Genomic DNA, 17,751 nt, shown 5'->3' on the forward strand with positions numbered 1-17,751 from the left:
TCCAAGAAAGTTGAAATAGCTCATTTGTTACGTTGGCTTAGCTTTTATAAAAAGCTAAAAAATTGTTTGTTGACGTTCTTGTTTGTTTAGTTTTCAAAGATCAATTTTTCTCTTTATCGCTCGTAAGCGACTTTATTAATATATCATCTATTACTATTAGTGTCAACATTTATTTGTTATTGTTTAAAGTCAAACTTAACAATTCCTGCCGACTCAAATGAGTATACCAGTATTAACACTATCTATCAAGAGAAAATTACTAAAACAAGAAATTAATTTAAAAAGGAACACCAAATTTGGTGTTCCCTCCGTACTATTATTCTTCCTCAGTACCAGAATCAGTGTTATCATCTTCAGAACTTAACTCATCTTCAATAAGTTCTGCTTCTGCAATAGTCTCTAAATTCTCTGTTCCTTCAGTATCCTCTGAATCTGTTTCTTCTGAAACCTCTTCTTTTTCTACTTTTGCAACAGTGGCTACAAAGTCATGTTCGTCGCCTTTAATACTAATTAATTTAACACCTTGAGTGTTTCGCCCCATTGTTGAAATGCCAGCAACATCAATACGAATAAGGACACCGCCAGTAGTGATCAACATTAAGTCTTCTTCACCCGTTACAGCTCTTACGGAAACTAGCGGACCATTTTTCTCGGTAACGTGGCATGTCTTAATACCTTTACCGCCTCTTCCTTGAATACGGTACTCTTCAGCTGGTGTACGCTTACCATATCCGTTTTTGGTAACGATAAGGACGCTGCTATCATCTTCAAGAACTTCCATACCTACTACCTCATCATCGCTATCTAAGGTAATCCCTTTGACTCCCGTAGCTGTTCTGCCCATAGATCTGACATCTGTTTCAGGGAAACGGATAAGCATACCCTTTTTCGTACCGATAATCATATCCTTTGTTCCATCCGTTAAGCGGACTGAAATCAATTCATCACCTTCACGCAGATTTAGCGCAATAAGACCATTATTACGAATATGTGCAAAAGAGGTTAATGGGGAACGCTTTGAAATTCCTTCTTTTGTCGTAAAGAATAGGAACCAGTCGTCTACAAATTCCTCTATTGGAATAATCGCATTGACCCATTCGCCTTTTTCAACTCCAAGCAGGTTAATGATAGGCAGCCCCTTAGCCGTACGGCTGAATTCAGGTATTTCATATCCTTTTGCACGGTATACTTTACCTTTGTTAGTAAAGAATAAAATCGTATCGTGAGTAGAGGTCGTGATTAAATGCTCTACGAAATCATCCTCATTCGTACCCATACCTTGAATACCTCTTCCGCCTCTTTTCTGAGCACGATATGTAGAGACAGGGAGACGTTTAACATAACCATTATGTGTTAATGTAATAACAACATTTTCACGCGGGATAAGATCTTCATCCTCTATGTTTTCAATTCCGCCTGTTACAATTTCAGTGCGGCGCTCATCATTAAAACGCTCTTTAATTTCAAGCAATTCCTCACGAATGATTGCAAGAACTTTTTCTTCATCTGCTAGAATAGCTTTTAATTCCGCGATAAGCTTTACTAGGCTTTGGTATTCTTCTTCAATCTTCTCCCGCTCTAAACCAGTTAGGCGCTGCAGACGCATATCAAGTATAGCCTGTGCTTGCTTTTCTGAAAGGTTGAATTGTGTCATTAAACCTTCTCGAGCAATATCTGTAGTCCGTGAGCTTCGAATTAAACTAATAACGGCATCCAGATTGTCCAACGCAATCCTTAATCCATCTAAGATATGAGCACGCGCTTCTGCTTTACGTAACTCAAACTCTGTCCTTCTGCGAATAACTACGATTTGATGATCTAAATAATAGACTAAACATTGCTTTAGATTTAATACCTTAGGATGTCCGTTTACTAGAGCTAATGTATTAATTCCAAAGCTTGTTTGCAGTGATGTTTGTTTATAAAGATTATTTAAGAGTACATTTGCATTCGCATCTTTACGAACCTCAATCACAATCCGCATACCGTTACGATCGGATTCGTCCCGTAAATCTGTTATGCCTTCTATTTTTTTATCGCGATGTAATTCCGCAATTCTTTCCACTAGCTTTGCTTTATTGACCTGATATGGCAGCTCATTAACAATGATAACTTCTTTACCATTCGATTTTTGTTCAATCTCTACTTTCCCGCGAACCGTTATGGATCCTCTGCCCGTTTCGTATGCTTTACGAATACCGCTTCTGCCAACAATGATTCCCCCAGTTGGAAAATCAGGTCCGGGAATAATTTCCATTAACTCCTGAGTCGTAATTTCTGGATCGCGAGAAACGGCTAATACGCCGTCGATAACTTCACCCAGCTGGTGCGGTGGAATATTCGTAGCCATTCCAACAGCAATACCCATAGAACCATTGACTAATAAGTTAGGGAATCTAGCCGGCAGTACAGAAGGTTCTTTTTCCTCACCATCGTAGTTATCTTGGAAATCAATCGTATCTTTGTTTAAATCTCTTAATAACTCCATTGAGATTTTAGACATTCTAGACTCTGTATAACGCATCGCTGCCGCTGAGTCACCATCAACTGATCCAAAGTTACCATGGCCGTCAACAAGCATATAACGATAGTTAAAATCCTGTGCCATCCGTACCATCGTTTCGTAAACGGCAGAATCACCATGAGGGTGATATTTACCAATTACATCCCCTACAATACGCGCTGACTTTTTATACGGTTTATCAGCATGTATTCCCAGGTCATGCATAGCGTATAAAATACGGCGATGAACTGGTTTTAAACCATCTCGAACATCTGGAAGGGCACGAGAAACAATAACACTCATTGCATAATCAAGAAATGAAGTTTTCATTTCTTGACTGATATTGATATCTTTTATTTGAGAATTTGGTGTTTCTGCCATTATAGTACCTCCTATTTTGGTGACAAACTGCCATTTTACAGCACTTGTAGTTCCTAGATAAACGAAAAAAGGAGGATAAAGGTCAACCCTCTATCCTTTTCCATATAGGCTTTTCCTTAAATATCCAGATTCTTAACATACTGTGCGTTAGCTTCAATAAAGTTACGGCGTGGTTCTACTTTGTCACCCATTAACATTTCGAAAGTCTCATCTGCTTCGATTGCGTCTTCTAGACTTACTTGAAGCAAAGTTCTAACAGAAGGATCCATTGTGGTTTCCCATAATTGCTCAGGATTCATTTCTCCTAAACCTTTATAACGCTGGATATTAGGCTTTGGCTGGCTTGGGAGTTCGGCGAATATTTTCTCGAGCTCTTTGTCATCATAAGCATACCTTACCTTTTTTCCTTGCTGTACTTTATATAAAGGCGGCTGTGCAATATAGACATAGCCAGCTTCTAAGATTTTTCGAATATAACGGTAAAAGAAAGTTAACAGTAGTGTTCGAATATGTGCACCATCAACGTCAGCATCCGTCATAATAACAATTTTATGATATCTAGCCTTTGAAATATCAAAGTCTTCTCCAATACCCGTTCCGATTGCAGTGATCATCGAGCGAACCTCATTGTTAGAGAGAATTCTATCTAAACGAGCTTTCTCCACGTTAAGAATCTTACCTCTTAATGGCAAAATAGCCTGGAAGTGACGGTCACGCCCCTGTTTTGCTGATCCGCCTGCAGAGTCACCCTCTACAATGTATAGTTCACTGATAGAAGGATCTTTTGAAGAACAGTCAGCTAATTTCCCAGGTAAACTTGAAACCTCTAAAGCACTCTTCCGGCGTGTCAGTTCTCTTGCCTTCTTTGCAGCAAGTCTTGCTCTTGCCGCCATTAGTCCTTTTTCGACAATCTTTTTAGCAACTTGAGGATTTTCCAATAAGAACTTATCAAAATGGCTCGAGAATAATGAATCGGTTATGGTTCTTACTTCTGAGTTTCCTAGTTTTGTTTTCGTTTGGCCTTCGAATTGTGGATCAGGATGCTTAATGGAGACAATTGCCGTTAATCCTTCACGCACATCTTCACCAGATAAATTCGTATCATTCTCTTTTATCAAGCCGCTTTTTCTTGCATAATCATTAATAATACGGGTTAATCCTGTTTTAAAACCAGATTCATGTGTTCCGCCTTCATAGGTATGGATGTTATTCGCAAAGGAATAAATGCTGTCTGTATAACCTTCATTGTATTGAAGTGCTACTTCAACGCTAATACCGTCGCGTTCTCCCTCAATAAAGATTGGTTCATCATGAATAACTTCTTTCGTACGGTTTAAATGCTCAACATATGATTTAATTCCGCCTTCGTAATAATATTCATTTTGTTTGTTTTCCACACGGTTATCTTTTATTGTGATTTTAATACCGCGATTTAAGAAGGCAAGCTCACGCAAACGAGTTGCCAGCACATCATACTCATATACCAATGTTTCGGTAAAAATTTCACCATCTGGTTTAAAGTGAGTAATCGTACCCGTTTTATCAGTTGTTCCGATAACCTCTAGTTCTTGAACAACAGCTCCACGTTCAAACTTAATGGAGTGAATATTACCATCACGGTGTACCAGAACATCCAGATGTGTAGAGAGGGCATTAACAACGGAAGCACCAACACCGTGCAGACCGCCAGAAACTTTATAGCCTCCGCCGCCAAACTTACCTCCAGCGTGCAGGACGGTCATTATGACTTCAACAGCAGGTCTGCCCATTTTTTCTTGAATGCCGACCGGAATCCCGCGTCCATTATCTTTAACTGTAATGCTATTATCTTCTTCAATGATGACATTGATTTCGTCGCAATAACCTGCTAATGCCTCATCAATACTGTTATCTACTATTTCCCAAACAAGATGATGCAGGCCCTTTCCGCTTGTTGAACCAATGTACATACCTGGTCGTTTTCTAACAGCCTCCAGGCCTTCGAGAACTTGTATTTGATCTGCTCCATATTCTTGTTCTGCGACTAATTTTTGTTCCATTGTCATATCAATCACCCCGCGCTTTCATTCAAAAAATACTCTATTAACCTAAATGAAAATATCAATATTCCTGCATTTCCTTTTGATTTGAACGTTTTTTTAATGTTCCAGAAGAAATAGGGGATAAATAAACCTTGTCGTGCGTAATGACGACAGATTTAAAGGGGTTTTTTGAAAGGTTAACGAGCTTTTCCTTATGCTGCTTTAAGAACTCCTCAAGTAAGTTTGAAGAGTTAACGCACCCTTTATCGAGAATGGCGATAATATCCTTCGCCCTGATATTTAAATCTTCCCCAACATGTATATACACACTTCCACCTCAATTTACCTTATTGATAAAACCGGACTCTACTTCAAAAGTTGAAGCCTCTTTTAATGTTTGATGATGGATGCCGTCAACGCTAGTTGTTGTAACAAATGTTTGAACTTTTCCCTGAATGGTATTAAGCAAGTGTGACTGACGATAATCATCTAGTTCAGATAAGACATCATCAAGGAGTAAGATAGGATATTCGCGAATTTCTGAATGAATTAACTCAATTTCGGCTAGTTTAACAGAAAGCGCGGTTGTTCTTTGCTGGCCTTGTGACCCAAACGTCGAGACATCTCTCTCATTGACAAAAAACAACAAATCATCACGATGAGGTCCAAACAGGGTTGTTCCTCGTTCTATTTCCCTCGTTCTAACCTTGCTAAATTTTTCCTCGAAGCATGCTTTCATTTTCGACAAATCTTGGTCTTCTAATACATCTACTGATGGTTTATAGACAATTTCCAAAGATTCAAGCCCTCGGGAAATACCTTTATGAATGGGTTTAGCCCAATTTTCCAGCAAATGAAGAAATTCAAATCTCTTTAATACAATTCTAACAGCCATACCAATAAACTGCTCAGTAAGAATCTCAAGCATGGTTTGGTCTGTCTGTTTTTTTATTTGCAGCATTTTCAAAAAGTGATTACGCTGTTGGAGTATTTTTTGATATTGACTCATATCATGTAAATAAATAGGCGAAACCTGTCCGATTTCCATATCAATAAATCGCCGTCTAATTTGAGGGCTGCCTTTAACCAAATTTAAATCTTCCGGCGCGAACATGACGACATTCATGTTCCCGACATATTGACTTAATTTTTGCTGCTCTATGTGATTGCATCTAGCTTTTTTACCTTTTTTAGAAATAATTAATTCGAGAGGCAAAGAGCTGTGCTGCTTTTGGACCCTTCCTTCTATTTTAGCATACTCCTGATCCCAGCGAATAAGATCTTTATCATTTGACGTCCGGTGGGATTTTGCCATAGCTAAAACATAGATAGATTCCATCACATTTGTTTTTCCCTGGGCATTTTCCCCGAGGATCACATTTACTTTATTTTCAAACTCTACGGATAGACTCTCATAGTTTCGATAATTTTTTAGTGCTAATTGTTCAATATACATGAAAACGACACAACCTTTAGTTACTCGGTTATCAAAAACTCTCCATGGCCGGGAATTTTCACTTTATCTCCTGCACGAAGCTTTCTGCCTCTTCTCTGATCTTGTTCACCATTAATAAAAATATCGTTTTCACTTAAAAACCATTTTGCCATTCCACCAGATTGGATGACGTCAGCTAATTTAAGAAATTGTCCTAACGTAATAAACTCAGTATTAAGCTTAATTTCTTCAGGCAATGTTTATCACTCATTTCTAAAATGGTCTCAATACTTTATTTTACTAAAAAAAGATAAATAAAGAAAGTCACCAAAAAACTCTGGTGACTATTTGTAAAGTTTATCTTAGTAAGTTCTAACTGGCAGGATCAGCTGCAGTGTAGTTTCATCATGTAAAGGTTTAATCACAAACGGCCTCATCGCCCCGGTAAAGCTTACTCTAATATCAGTTCCTTCAAGTGCTTTTAAGGCATCCATCATATATTTAGCGCTAAAGGAAATCTTTAATTCCTCTCCATCAATCGACTGACTTTGAATTTCTTCAACAACTTTACCTACTTCTGGTGTGTTAGAGGAAATTTCAATAACCCCGCTGTCAATTGTTGAAAGTTTGACTACATTATTCCTTCCTTCGCGTGCTAGAAGGGAAGCTCGGTCTATAGCGTGAAGAAATTCCTTCGTATTAACAGTAATTTCTGTTTTACTTTCATTCGGTATCAGTCTGGAAGTATCAGGATAATTTCCTTCAAGCAGCCTTGAGAAAAATAATAAATGCTTTGCTTTAAACAAGATTTGATTCTCAGTAATAACAATGTCAATCAATTCGTTAGAGTCATCAATGATCTTACTCAATTCATTTAAACTCTTTCCTGGAATTACGACATTGTAGCTTTCGTTATTTTCCGTTTCAATTTTTGCCTTTCTTAATGCGAGGCGGTGGCTATCTGTTGCAATACAGTTTAATTCGCCATTTTCAATCTTCCAGTTTACACCTGTCAAGATGGGGCGGGTTTCAGAAGTAGACACGGCAAAAAAGGTTTGACGAATCATTGTTTTTAACAGATCAGTTGCGATATGAAATTTATTATTTTCTTCGATTTGCGGCAGATGTGGATATTCCTCTGCATCAAGTCCATTTAAGTTAAATTCTGACTTGCCTGAACGAATAACGGTCTGTAATGATCCAAGTACCTCAATCTCAACACTATCTGTCGGCAGCTTTTTTACAATTTCACTAAAGAATTTTGCTTGAAGGACAATGGAACCACTTTGTTTAATCTCAACGATTTCATCTCCAGCTTCCTCATTTGGAATAAACGATTCAATTGAAATGTCTGAATCACTTCCAGTTAGGGTAACTCCCTCGCTATCAGCTGTAATTTTAATTCCTGTCAGAATTGGAATGGTTGTTCTTGATGTAACAGCCTTCATTACATCTTGGACACTTTGGACAAGGCGGTCCCTTTGGATGATAAATCTCATATCGAAAATCCTCCCAGCAATTTTTATTTCTAATTGCGAATAAATTAAATTTTTAAAGCATATAATAATAAGTTTTTTAAAAGAAAAAACAGTAGAAGTACTAGTAGGGCCTGTTAGTATGTGGATAACTTGAATTTACAATGGAAACACAGTCTATCAACATGTGGACAGACTGTGTGTAAACTACAACAAGTTATTCACAATTACACTAAACTTTCAACAGTTCATTTAATTCTTTCATCTGCTTTTGCAGCTGAGCGTCTGTTTGCAAAAGCTTAGATATCTTTTCATGAGCATGGATCACCGTTGTATGATCACGTCCTCCAAACTCTTCTCCTATTTTTGGCAGTGAATAATCAGTCAATTCACGTGATAAATACATAGCAATTTGTCTAGGAAAGGCTACAGATTTTGTCCGTTTTTTAGCTTTAAAATCTTCAAGCTTAACACTGAAATGTTCACCAACAGTTCTTTGGATTTCATGAATCGTGATCACTCTTGGCTTTGAACTTGGAATAATATCTTTTAATGCTTCAGATGCTAAATCTGCATTTATATCTTTATTAATTAAAGAAGAATAAGCAACTACACGAATTAATGCTCCCTCAAGCTCTCTAATATTTGTATCGATCTGATTAGCAATATAGAGCATTACCTCGTTTGGAATGTCCAAGCCTTCTGCTTTGGCCTTTTTCCTGAGGATGGCAATCCTTGTTTCTAGGTCTGGCGGAGTAATATCCGTTATTAACCCCCATTCAAAGCGTGAACGAAGGCGGTCCTCTAGTGTCGGGATTTCCCTTGGCGGACGGTCACTCGAGATAACAATTTGCTTGCTTTCTTCATGAAGAGTATTAAAAGTATGGAAAAATTCCTCTTGAGTTGATTCTTTTCCAGCTAAGAATTGAATATCATCAATTAAAAGCACATCTACATTTCGATATTTATTGCGAAATTCTACAGCCTTATTGTCACGAATAGAATTGATAAACTCATTCGTGAATTTTTCTGAAGATAAATAAACAACCTTAGCATTCGGTTTATGCTCTAATACATAATGACCAATCGCATGCATTAAGTGTGTTTTTCCTAACCCAACGCCCCCATAAATAAATAGGGGATTATACGCTTTCGCAGGTGCTTCAGCAACAGCAAGCGATGCTGCGTGAGCAAACCTGTTACCAGAACCAATTACAAACGTATCAAACAAGTATTTAGGATTTAATATATTTTGCGGAAAATCATGCTGATCTTCCTCTTTTTTTGCCTTTTTTACAGGCAAAAGCAAGTCTGGGTCTTCCTCTTTTTGGTTTTGCGGAATTATGAACTTAACAGTTAGCTCTTCACCAGTAATTTCATACAGAATACCAGCAATTAACTGGGAATAACGCTCCTCGAGCCAATCACGTGCAAATTCATTGGGAGCAGTAATTACAAGTAAATTGCCTTGAAGGGAATGGGCCTTTGTGGACTTCAGCCAGGTGTCAAAACTAGGCTTGCTAATCTTCTTCTCGATATTGGCTAGAGCAGCATTCCAAAGATCCGCAATATTCTCCAACGGTTGTCCCTCCTTTTTCTTTTTTATCTATCTATTACCTAAAATGCACTTTGCAGTTTATCTCGTCTAGACTCCATATATAGTGATATTTTTTCACAAAGAGTTAGGAAGTATCCTCATTGACAATGAACAAAAGTTCCGTGAAAAAACTGTGTTATACAAGCTGTACAACCTACTAATTTATAAATATACGAAACAATGGTTGTGGAAAAACATATTATAGGAAATAAAGTGGAGTTTCGACAATATCCACTGCTTGTGGACAAGTTTCTGCAGTATGCTAGAATAACTTGTCCACACCTTATCCACAATTTGTGGATAACATATTTTTAGACGAAGTTATTCAGAGTGAAAACACAAATATAATATCAAATAAAACGCAGGTGTGCAATGCCTTTTCATGGTTTATCCACAACTATAACATTCTGTGATTAAAACTTGTCCACAAGTAGTGGGTCCTGTGCAAAAACTGTCAATATCTTGTGAAACTGCGTAAAAAAAGTCGAAAAAAATATCCACAGATAAAATTTTTATTTAGAGGTGATGGGAAACTTAAAAAATTGTGTCTGAAAAGAACTTGGTGCAAATTATTTAGATCCTGGGGAACAATATTAGAGGGAGTGTTGACAATATCGGGGTCCCTCTTTATAATAAGTTAGACTGTCTTTAACAGCTATTCCTCAGGGAGGTGTCATATAATGAAAAGAACGTATCAACCAAATAAACGTAAACATAGTAAAGTTCACGGTTTCCGCAGTCGTATGAGCACTGCTAACGGACGTAAAGTTCTAGCACGCCGTCGTCAAAAAGGAAGAAAAGTATTATCAGCTTAGGCCACTGAAACATCAGTGGTCTTTTTTCTAATAAAGTATCTTTCTCATTGGAAAAGTTTTTTGTAGATGGAAGGTGTTTTCTTTGAAGAAAGAATTACGGGTCAAGAAGAATAAGGAATTTCAAGAGGCATTTCAAAAAGGACAATCATTCGCTAACCGACAGTTTGTTGTCTATAGTCTGAAGAAAGAGGATCAAGACTATTTTCGAATTGGTCTGTCTGTCAGCAAGAAAATAGGAAATGCTGTAATGAGAAATCAAGTAAAAAGATACATAAGACAAGCTGTTTTTGAATTATCGGATTTACTTCTACCTGGTAATGATTACATCATTATTGCTAGAAAACCTGCTTCCGAAATGGACTTTTTTGAAATAAAAAAAAGCTTAACCCATGTCTTTAAGGTTGGAAAGGTTTTAAAGAGGAAGTAGACTGCCAAAATAAAATTGTATTCGCTTTAAATTAATGAGACAAATTATTCTAAAAGATGGTAAAATACCTATTGAAATATTCCAATTTGATATTCATTAAAAAGGGTATCCATATTTAAATAGTATATATATTGTTCAAGGAGGAAAATTCGGTTGAAAAAACGAATATTACTTTTGATTGGTATCGTTTCTGTTTTTCTGTTTTTAACAGGATGTACAGAAATTAATAAGCCAATTGATGCTGAAAGCACAGGTTTTTGGAACGAATATATTGTCTATCCGCTCTCTTGGGTTATTGTAAAAGGGGCAGAAATCCTAGGTGGCAGCTTTGGTTTTTCATTGATTGTTGTTACAATTCTAATTCGCTTAGCGATATTACCATTGATGATAAAGCAGACAAGAAGCTCAAAGGCTATGCAGGCCCTGCAGCCAGAAATGAAGGCTCTTCGAGAAAAGTACAGCTCTAAGGATCAGAAAACACAACAGAAATTACAGCAAGAGACTATGGCACTTTTTCAAAAGCACGGAGTAAATCCGATGGCTGGATGTTTTCCGCTAATTGTCCAAATGCCTATCCTAATTGGTTTTTACCATGCAATTTCAAGAACAAGAGAAATAGCTGATCACAGTTTCCTATGGTTTGATCTTGGAGATAAGGATCCTTATTATATCTTACCGATTATCGCAGGTATCACCACATTTATTCAGCAAAAATTGATGATGGCCGGACAAGAGCATAATCCGCAAATGGCGATGATGCTTTGGATGATGCCGATTATGATTGTCATTTTTGCTTTCAATTTCCCTGCAGCTCTTTCTTTGTATTGGGTAGTAGGAAATCTATTTATGATTGTTCAAACCTATTTTATTAAAGGACCGGATCTAAAAAAGGCGCAGGAATCCGGTAAAGCGGGAGGAGCAAAAAAGTGAAACAAGTAACTGCTACCGGACAAACAGTCGAAGAAGCAGTGGAATCAGCTTTAGCTCAGTTAAATACAACAAAAGACCGCGCAGATGTCGCTATTATCGATGAAGGTAAAAAAGGTATTTTCGGAATTTTTGGTTCACGCCCAGCTGTTGTTAAGGTTACGGTGATTATTGATCCAATCGAGGAAGCAAAGAAATTTCTACTTCAGGTTAGTGAACAAATGGGAGCTCCTATCAGTATTGAAATTAAACGTGATGGAAAACAAGTTTTGTTCGTGATGACTGGAGAGAAAATTGCTCTTTTAATTGGAAAAAGAGGACAAACATTAAATTCGCTGCAATATTTAACGCAGCTAGTCATTAATCGCACCTCTAATCAATACCTAACAGTTATATTGGATGCTGAAGATTATCGAAATCGAAGAAATGAAACGTTGATTCAATTAGCTCATCGTCTTGCACTTAAGGCTTTAAAGACTGGCAGAGATGTAGCATTGGAACCAATGCCTTCATACGAGCGTAAAGTCATTCACACAGCTTTATCCGATAATAAACGAGTAAAGACATTTTCAGATGGATCAGATCCGCACAGACATATCGTTATTACACCAGTTAAATAAATATAAAGGAAAGTGCAAGGTGCCCGTATGGCGCCATATGCTTGCCAAGTATAAGACATCCTTTGTCGAGGGATGTCTTTTTTTTGTGCTTTTGCCGAACATTAGTAATAAAAATGTCTTGTTTATAACAAATATATGAAATCTTTGTTTTATTGTTATTCACATGTGGATAAGTTAAAATAATACGTAGTCATTTAAACAAGTTGTGGATAATTTACAGGAAGCTTTCTTGTTTTTCTGTTAAGATTTCTGTGGTATTCTAATAATTTGGTGAAAAATATATTCGTTGATATATAGATAAATTTAATGAAGTGTGGTGAAAGTAATGGAATTTGATACGATAGCTGCTATATCGACACCAATGGGTGAGGGTGCAATTGCAATTGTACGATTGAGTGGCGATGATTCCATTAAAATTAGTGATCAGATTTTTCGAAGCATAAGCGGTAAAAGATTGACAGAGGTGCCAACCCATACGATTCATTACGGACATTTAATTAACCCTAAGAACGGGCAAGTGATTGAAGAGGTAATGGTATCGGTGATGAAGGGCCCGAAAACTTTTACTAAAGAGGATGTAGTCGAAATAAATTGTCACGGCGGAATTGTTTCTGTTAACCGAGTTCTTCAGCATGTACTTGCCTTTGGAGCCAGACTTGCAGAACCAGGAGAATTTACGAAACGGGCATTTTTAAATGGACGGATTGATTTATCTCAGGCTGAAGCTGTTATGGATTTGATAAGAGCAAAAACCGACCGGGCTATGAATGTAGCACTGGGACAAATGGAAGGAAGGTTATCAAAATTAATTAAGGGGTTGCGTCAGGAAATCTTAGAGATACTGGCACATGTCGAAGTTAATATTGATTATCCTGAATATGATGATGTCGAAGAAATGACTCATAAGATGCTATTAGAGAAAGCTAGGTATGTTCGAGAAGAATTAAAAAAGCTGCTGCAAACATCTCAGCAGGGAAAAATACTGCGTGAAGGCCTTTCTACGGTAATTGTCGGACGTCCAAATGTCGGAAAATCTTCCTTATTAAATAGTCTTGTTCAAGAAAATAAAGCAATTGTCACGGATATACCGGGGACAACCCGTGATGTCATTGAGGAATATGTTAATGTCCGCGGTGTACCGCTGAGGTTGTTAGACACGGCGGGAATTAGAGAAACAGAAGATATTGTAGAACGAATTGGAGTAGAAAAATCCCGGCAAGTACTAAAAGAAGCAGATTTAATATTGTTAGTCTTGAATTATGCTGATAAATTTACAAAAGAGGATGAAAATCTTTTTGAAGCTGTTAAAGGGATGGATGTCATAGTTATCGTTAATAAGACAGACCTCATACAGCAAATTGATATGGAACGTGTAAGGGAATTGGCTAGTGAGCATAAAATTGTCACTACTTCATTATTAGAGGACCGCGGGGTCGATGAACTCGAGGAGGCAATATCCTCGTTATTCTTTGCAGGGACAATTGATGCCGGAGATATGACGTATCTATCGAACAGCCGCCATATTGCTTTGATTGGCCAAAGTTTACACACAATAGAAGAAGCGATTGCTGGAGTTGAAATGGGAACTCCCATTGATATTGTCCAAATTGATCTAACCAGGTCGTGGGAAATTCTTGGCGAAGTCATTGGTGAAAGTGTTCACGAAAGTTTAATTGATCAGCTGTTTTCACAATTCTGTTTAGGGAAATAAGAAGAGCGGAAGCGCCTGGTCAGCCCCGACAGCTACTTGTGGCCCAAACGGAGAAGTCGCGCATTTTGACTTCTCCGTTTGGACCGAAGTGACCTCGAGGGGCTAGGCGCTGGAGATAGACAATAAGAAAATTAGAAAAGTAGGTGAAGTAGGATGTCATACGAAGCAGGTAATTTTGACGTTGTCGTCATTGGTGCCGGACATGCTGGCTGTGAGGCGGGCCTCGCGGCGGCACGTATGGGTGCAAAAACATTAATGCTAACAATTAACCTTGATATGGTTGCCTTCATGCCCTGCAACCCATCAATTGGCGGACCAGCAAAAGGGATTGTTGTCCGGGAAATAGATGCACTTGGCGGAGAAATGGGCAGAAATATCGATAAGACACATATACAAATGAGGATGTTGAATACTGGGAAGGGTCCTGCAGTCCGTGCACTGCGGGCACAAGCTGATAAAGTTGACTATCAGTTCGAAATGAAAAATACAATTGAAAATACTCCAAATCTAACACTTCTTCAAGGTATGGTTGAAAGGTTAATCATTGAAAATGGCGTCTGTGTTGGGGTTATTACAAAAACAGGGGCCATTTATCGTGCGAAAACAGTCGTCATTACGACCGGGACATATCTTCGTGGAGAAATCATTCTTGGAGAATTGAAATATTCCAGTGGTCCTAATAACCAACAGCCTTCGATAAAACTATCTGAGCACCTGGAAGAACTCGGGTTTGAGCTGGTTCGCTTTAAAACTGGAACTCCTCCGCGGGTAAATAGTCAAACCATTGACTATAGCAAAACAGAAATTCAGCCAGGTGATGAAGTCCCAAGATCGTTTTCCTATGAAACGACAAAATTTATTACCGACCAGCTTCCATGCTGGCTGACATATACGAATGAACAAACTCATTTATTGATTGACCAAAACCTGCATCGGTCACCGATGTATTCTGGAATGATAAAAGGAACAGGTCCACGTTATTGTCCATCTATTGAAGATAAAGTTGTCCGCTTTAACGATAAGCCGCGGCACCAGATTTTCCTTGAGCCTGAAGGACGAAAAACACAAGAAGTATATGTTCAAGGCCTATCAACGAGCCTGCCTGAAGATGTTCAAGTGCAGCTGCTTAAGACCATTCCAGGTTTAGAAAATGTCCAAATGATGAGATCTGGATATGCAATTGAGTATGACGCAATTAATCCAACACAACTTTGGCCTACATTAGAAACAAAGGTGATAAAAAATCTATATACAGCGGGTCAAATTAACGGAACATCCGGTTATGAAGAGGCTGCTGGTCAAGGGATTATGGCTGGAATTAATGCAGCACTTAATGTCCTGGGAAAAGACCCATTAATTCTTAGCCGCTCCGATGCCTATATTGGAGTGTTAATTGACGATTTAATTACTAAGGGTACCGCTGAACCTTACCGCTTGTTAACATCAAGAGCAGAATATCGTCTTCTGTTACGTCATGATAATGCAGACTTACGGTTAACGGAGATTGGTCATTCCATCGGCCTTATCCCTGAGGAACGTTATCAAGGATTTTTAGCAAAAAAAGCAGCGGTAGAAGATGAAAAGGAAAGACTTGCATCTATCCGAATTAAACCTACAACAGAGGTTCAAGAATTAATTCGCAGCATTGGCGGCAGTGAGCTAAAGGACGGAATCCTTGCTTCTGATTTATTAAAGCGTCCTGAGATGACTTATGAACATATTGAAAAATTAGCACCTTGTGAAGTGGAATTAGATCAAGACATTAAAGAACAGGTTGAAATCCAAGTTAAATATGAAGGATATATTGAGAAATCCCTTCAGCAGGTTGAGCGCCTAAAGAAAATGGAGAACAAGAAAATTCCAGAGAATATTGATTATGATTCCATTTCCGGACTAGCAAATGAAGCAAAGCAAAATTTAAAACAAATCAAACCGCTGTCACTTGCTCAAGCCTCAAGGATTTCAGGCGTAAATCCTGCAGACATCTCCATCCTCCTTATCTATTTAGAACAAGGAAGAGTAGCGAGAACGAGCAATCAATAATTTTTTAAAAGAGGAAGTTTGCTGATGAACATCGAACAATTCAAAGCTATGCTTCATGAAAAGGGCATTACCCTTAGCGATGAGCAGTTAGATCAATTTGATAAATACTTTCACACCTTGGTGGAATGGAATGAAAAAATGAACCTGACTGCCATCACCGAACAAGGAGATGTCTATTTAAAGCATTTCTATGATTCCATATCTGCTGCGTTTTATTTTGATTTCACACAGCCCCTACATCTCTGTGATGTGGGAGCAGGTGCAGGATTTCCAAGTATTCCATTAAAGATTGTTTTTCCTCAATTAGAGGTGACGATCGTTGATTCATTAAATAAGCGAATAACATTCTTAAATCATTTAGCAAATGTATTAAAATTAGAAAAGGTTCACTTCATTCATGATCGGGCAGAAACCTTTGGGGTTAATCCAAACTATAGGGAATCTTACGACCTTGTGACAGCGAGAGCTGTTGCAAGAATGTCAGTTCTTAGTGAACTTTGCCTTCCGCTTGTGAAAGTAGGAGGACATTTCGTCGCGATGAAAGCAGCTCATGCGAATGATGAATTAAATGTTGGTCAAAAGGCTATTCATACACTTGGGGGAAAACTAGAGCAGATGTATACTTTCACCTTACCGATGGAAGAAAGTGAAAGAAACATTCTTGTGATTAAAAAAGAAAAGCAAACGCCGAAAAAATATCCGAGAAAGCCAGGTACACCTGGTAAAATGCCAATTGAATAATTGGATGCTATTTTTGTTTAAATAAACAACGGTTTTTGGCAGGAAGAAAACAGGTAAATAGCGAAATAAGTATTAGGGAGTTTCGTAAAGGTGGTGTTGGGGATGAAGAATTCGTTTTCACGCTTTTTTGGCCTCGGCGAAAAGGGAGTTCAAAAGGTTGAGTTAGAAAAAGAGCTTGAAACGGAATTAGAAGAACTAGATGGTGCAAAAAATGAAGAAATCAAAAAGATTCCGATCGATCGTATTGTTCCAAATCGTTTTCAGCCTCGAACCGTATTTGATGATGAAAAAATAGAGGAATTGTCACAAACAATCCATACTCACGGAATCATTCAGCCCATTGTAGTGCGGCAGTTTGAAGGAAACTATGAAATTATTGCCGGGGAGCGACGTTACCGGGCAATGAAGAAGCTCGGCTGGGATGAAGCACCAGCGATCATAAAAAATTATTCAGACACAGAAACAGCTTCTGTTGCTTTAATTGAAAACTTGCAGCGGGAGGAACTTTCACCAATTGAAGAGGCAATTGCCTATGGCAAGCTGCTTGAACTGCACAATTTAACGCAAGAAGCACTTGCACAGCGTCTCGGAAAAGGCCAGTCAACTGTCGCAAATAAGCTTAGACTGTTAAAGCTGCCGCAGCTTATTCAAGAATCCTTGTTGAACAAAGAGATAACAGAACGGCACGCACGAGCACTTATTCCACTTAAGGATCCTGAAAAGCAGGTTATGCTCTTACAAGATATTATTGAGAAAAACCTGAATGTAAAGCAGACAGAAGATAGAGTCGCCAGGATACTAGAGGAAAAGAATCAAAAACCAAAGCCAAAGAGGAAAGCATTCTCAAAAGATATGAGAATTGCTGTAAATACCATTAGACAATCATTATCCATGGTTTCTGATAACGGGATTAATCTTGACTCGGAGGAAGAAGAGTTCGAAGAGTATTATCAATTTACAATAAAAATTCCAAAGAAAAAATAATATAAACAAAAAAATGGAACCAGACTTTTTAGTAGTTTGGTTTTTATTTTTTTATCCTAAGAGTTATATAT

General features: G+C 38.0%; 15 protein-coding genes. 8 read left to right on the plus strand and 7 right to left on the minus strand.

Annotated elements, in window-relative coordinates; genetic code table 11:
- Positions 1–316: 316 nt before the first annotated feature.
- The 7 genes from gyrA to dnaA form a co-directional block, all read right to left on the minus strand.
- Positions 317–2,884, minus strand: coding sequence for a DNA gyrase subunit A (gyrA, locus tag SFC47_RS14365; protein ID WP_411254990.1), 2,568 nt, complete (start codon positions 2,882–2,884; stop codon positions 317–319).
- Between the two features lie 116 nt (positions 2,885–3,000).
- Entirely contained in the window at positions 3,001–4,923 is a 1,923-nt protein-coding gene (gene gyrB / locus SFC47_RS14370) for a DNA topoisomerase (ATP-hydrolyzing) subunit B (RefSeq protein ID WP_411254991.1), read from the minus strand.
- A 61-nt stretch (positions 4,924–4,984) separates the two neighbouring features.
- Positions 4,985–5,233, minus strand: coding sequence for an extracellular matrix regulator RemB (remB, locus tag SFC47_RS14375; protein WP_411254992.1), 249 nt, complete (start codon positions 5,231–5,233; stop codon positions 4,985–4,987).
- Between the two features lie 9 nt (positions 5,234–5,242).
- Positions 5,243–6,361 carry a DNA replication/repair protein RecF gene (recF, locus tag SFC47_RS14380; RefSeq protein WP_411254993.1) on the minus strand — a complete coding sequence of 373 codons (1,119 nt, stop codon included), beginning with the start codon at positions 6,359–6,361 and terminating at the stop codon, positions 5,243–5,245.
- Positions 6,362–6,381: 20 nt separating this feature from the next.
- Positions 6,382–6,597 carry a S4 domain-containing protein YaaA gene (yaaA, locus tag SFC47_RS14385; RefSeq protein WP_045519335.1) on the minus strand — a complete coding sequence of 72 codons (216 nt, stop codon included), beginning with the start codon at positions 6,595–6,597 and terminating at the stop codon, positions 6,382–6,384.
- 105 nt (positions 6,598–6,702) lie between these two features.
- The gene (gene dnaN, locus SFC47_RS14390; protein ID WP_411254994.1) at positions 6,703–7,839 is read right to left on the minus strand and encodes a DNA polymerase III subunit beta; all 1,137 of its coding nucleotides are present in this window, start codon (positions 7,837–7,839) and stop codon (positions 6,703–6,705) included.
- 208 nt (positions 7,840–8,047) lie between these two features.
- Positions 8,048–9,394, minus strand: a complete 1,347-nt coding sequence (gene dnaA / locus SFC47_RS14395) for a chromosomal replication initiator protein DnaA (RefSeq protein WP_411254995.1) — start codon at positions 9,392–9,394, stop codon at positions 8,048–8,050.
- A 698-nt stretch (positions 9,395–10,092) separates the two neighbouring features.
- Between dnaA and rpmH the strand changes: the two genes are divergently transcribed.
- The 8 genes from rpmH (at position 10,093) to noc (ending at position 17,680) form a co-directional block, all read left to right on the plus strand.
- Positions 10,093–10,227 carry a 50S ribosomal protein L34 gene (gene rpmH, locus SFC47_RS14400; protein ID WP_192654778.1) on the plus strand — a complete coding sequence of 45 codons (135 nt, stop codon included), beginning with the start codon at positions 10,093–10,095 and terminating at the stop codon, positions 10,225–10,227.
- A gap of 82 nt (positions 10,228–10,309) precedes the next feature.
- Positions 10,310–10,654: a ribonuclease P protein component gene (gene rnpA, locus SFC47_RS14405; RefSeq protein WP_411254996.1), complete on the plus strand. Its 345-nt coding sequence runs from the start codon at positions 10,310–10,312 to the stop codon at positions 10,652–10,654.
- 153 nt (positions 10,655–10,807) lie between these two features.
- Positions 10,808–11,584, plus strand: coding sequence for a YidC family membrane integrase SpoIIIJ (gene spoIIIJ, locus SFC47_RS14410; RefSeq protein WP_411254997.1), 777 nt, complete (start codon positions 10,808–10,810; stop codon positions 11,582–11,584).
- Positions 11,581–12,201 (plus strand): RNA-binding cell elongation regulator Jag/EloR, encoded by a 621-nt coding sequence (jag, locus tag SFC47_RS14415; RefSeq protein WP_411254998.1) that lies wholly within the window; start codon positions 11,581–11,583, stop codon positions 12,199–12,201. Before spoIIIJ ends, jag begins: the two co-directional genes overlap by 4 nt.
- 325 nt (positions 12,202–12,526) lie before the next feature.
- The gene (mnmE, locus tag SFC47_RS14420) at positions 12,527–13,912 is read left to right on the plus strand and encodes a tRNA uridine-5-carboxymethylaminomethyl(34) synthesis GTPase MnmE (RefSeq protein WP_411254999.1); all 1,386 of its coding nucleotides are present in this window, start codon (positions 12,527–12,529) and stop codon (positions 13,910–13,912) included.
- A 153-nt stretch (positions 13,913–14,065) separates the two neighbouring features.
- Positions 14,066–15,955 (plus strand): tRNA uridine-5-carboxymethylaminomethyl(34) synthesis enzyme MnmG, encoded by a 1,890-nt coding sequence (gene mnmG / locus SFC47_RS14425; RefSeq protein ID WP_411255000.1) that lies wholly within the window; start codon positions 14,066–14,068, stop codon positions 15,953–15,955.
- Positions 15,956–15,979: 24 nt separating this feature from the next.
- Positions 15,980–16,696: a 16S rRNA (guanine(527)-N(7))-methyltransferase RsmG gene (rsmG, locus tag SFC47_RS14430; RefSeq protein ID WP_411255001.1), complete on the plus strand. Its 717-nt coding sequence runs from the start codon at positions 15,980–15,982 to the stop codon at positions 16,694–16,696.
- Positions 16,697–16,798: 102 nt separating this feature from the next.
- Entirely contained in the window at positions 16,799–17,680 is an 882-nt protein-coding gene (gene noc, locus SFC47_RS14435; protein WP_411255002.1) for a nucleoid occlusion protein, read from the plus strand.
- Positions 17,681–17,751: the final 71 nt, after the last annotated feature.

The organism is Neobacillus niacini (genome assembly GCF_046591715.1).
GTDB lineage: Bacteria > Bacillota > Bacilli > Bacillales > Cytobacillaceae > Neobacillus > Neobacillus niacini_L.

Bases quoted from the DNA above. Each gene is read 5' to 3' on its own strand.
- gyrA (WP_411254990.1), bottom strand. From the start codon at position 2,884: ATGGCAGAAACACCAAATTCTCAAATAAAAGATATCAATATCAGTCAA.
- gyrB (WP_411254991.1), bottom strand. From the start codon at position 4,923: ATGGAACAAAAATTAGTCGCAGAACAAGAATATGGAGCAGATCAAATA.
- recF (WP_411254993.1), bottom strand. From the start codon at position 6,361: ATGTATATTGAACAATTAGCACTAAAAAATTATCGAAACTATGAGAGT.
- dnaN (WP_411254994.1), bottom strand. From the start codon at position 7,839: ATGAGATTTATCATCCAAAGGGACCGCCTTGTCCAAAGTGTCCAAGAT.
- rpmH (WP_192654778.1), top strand. From the start codon at position 10,093: ATGAAAAGAACGTATCAACCAAATAAACGTAAACATAGTAAAGTTCAC.
- mnmE (WP_411254999.1), top strand. From the start codon at position 12,527: ATGGAATTTGATACGATAGCTGCTATATCGACACCAATGGGTGAGGGT.
- mnmG (WP_411255000.1), top strand. From the start codon at position 14,066: ATGTCATACGAAGCAGGTAATTTTGACGTTGTCGTCATTGGTGCCGGA.
- rsmG (WP_411255001.1), top strand. From the start codon at position 15,980: ATGAACATCGAACAATTCAAAGCTATGCTTCATGAAAAGGGCATTACC.
- noc (WP_411255002.1), top strand. From the start codon at position 16,799: ATGAAGAATTCGTTTTCACGCTTTTTTGGCCTCGGCGAAAAGGGAGTT.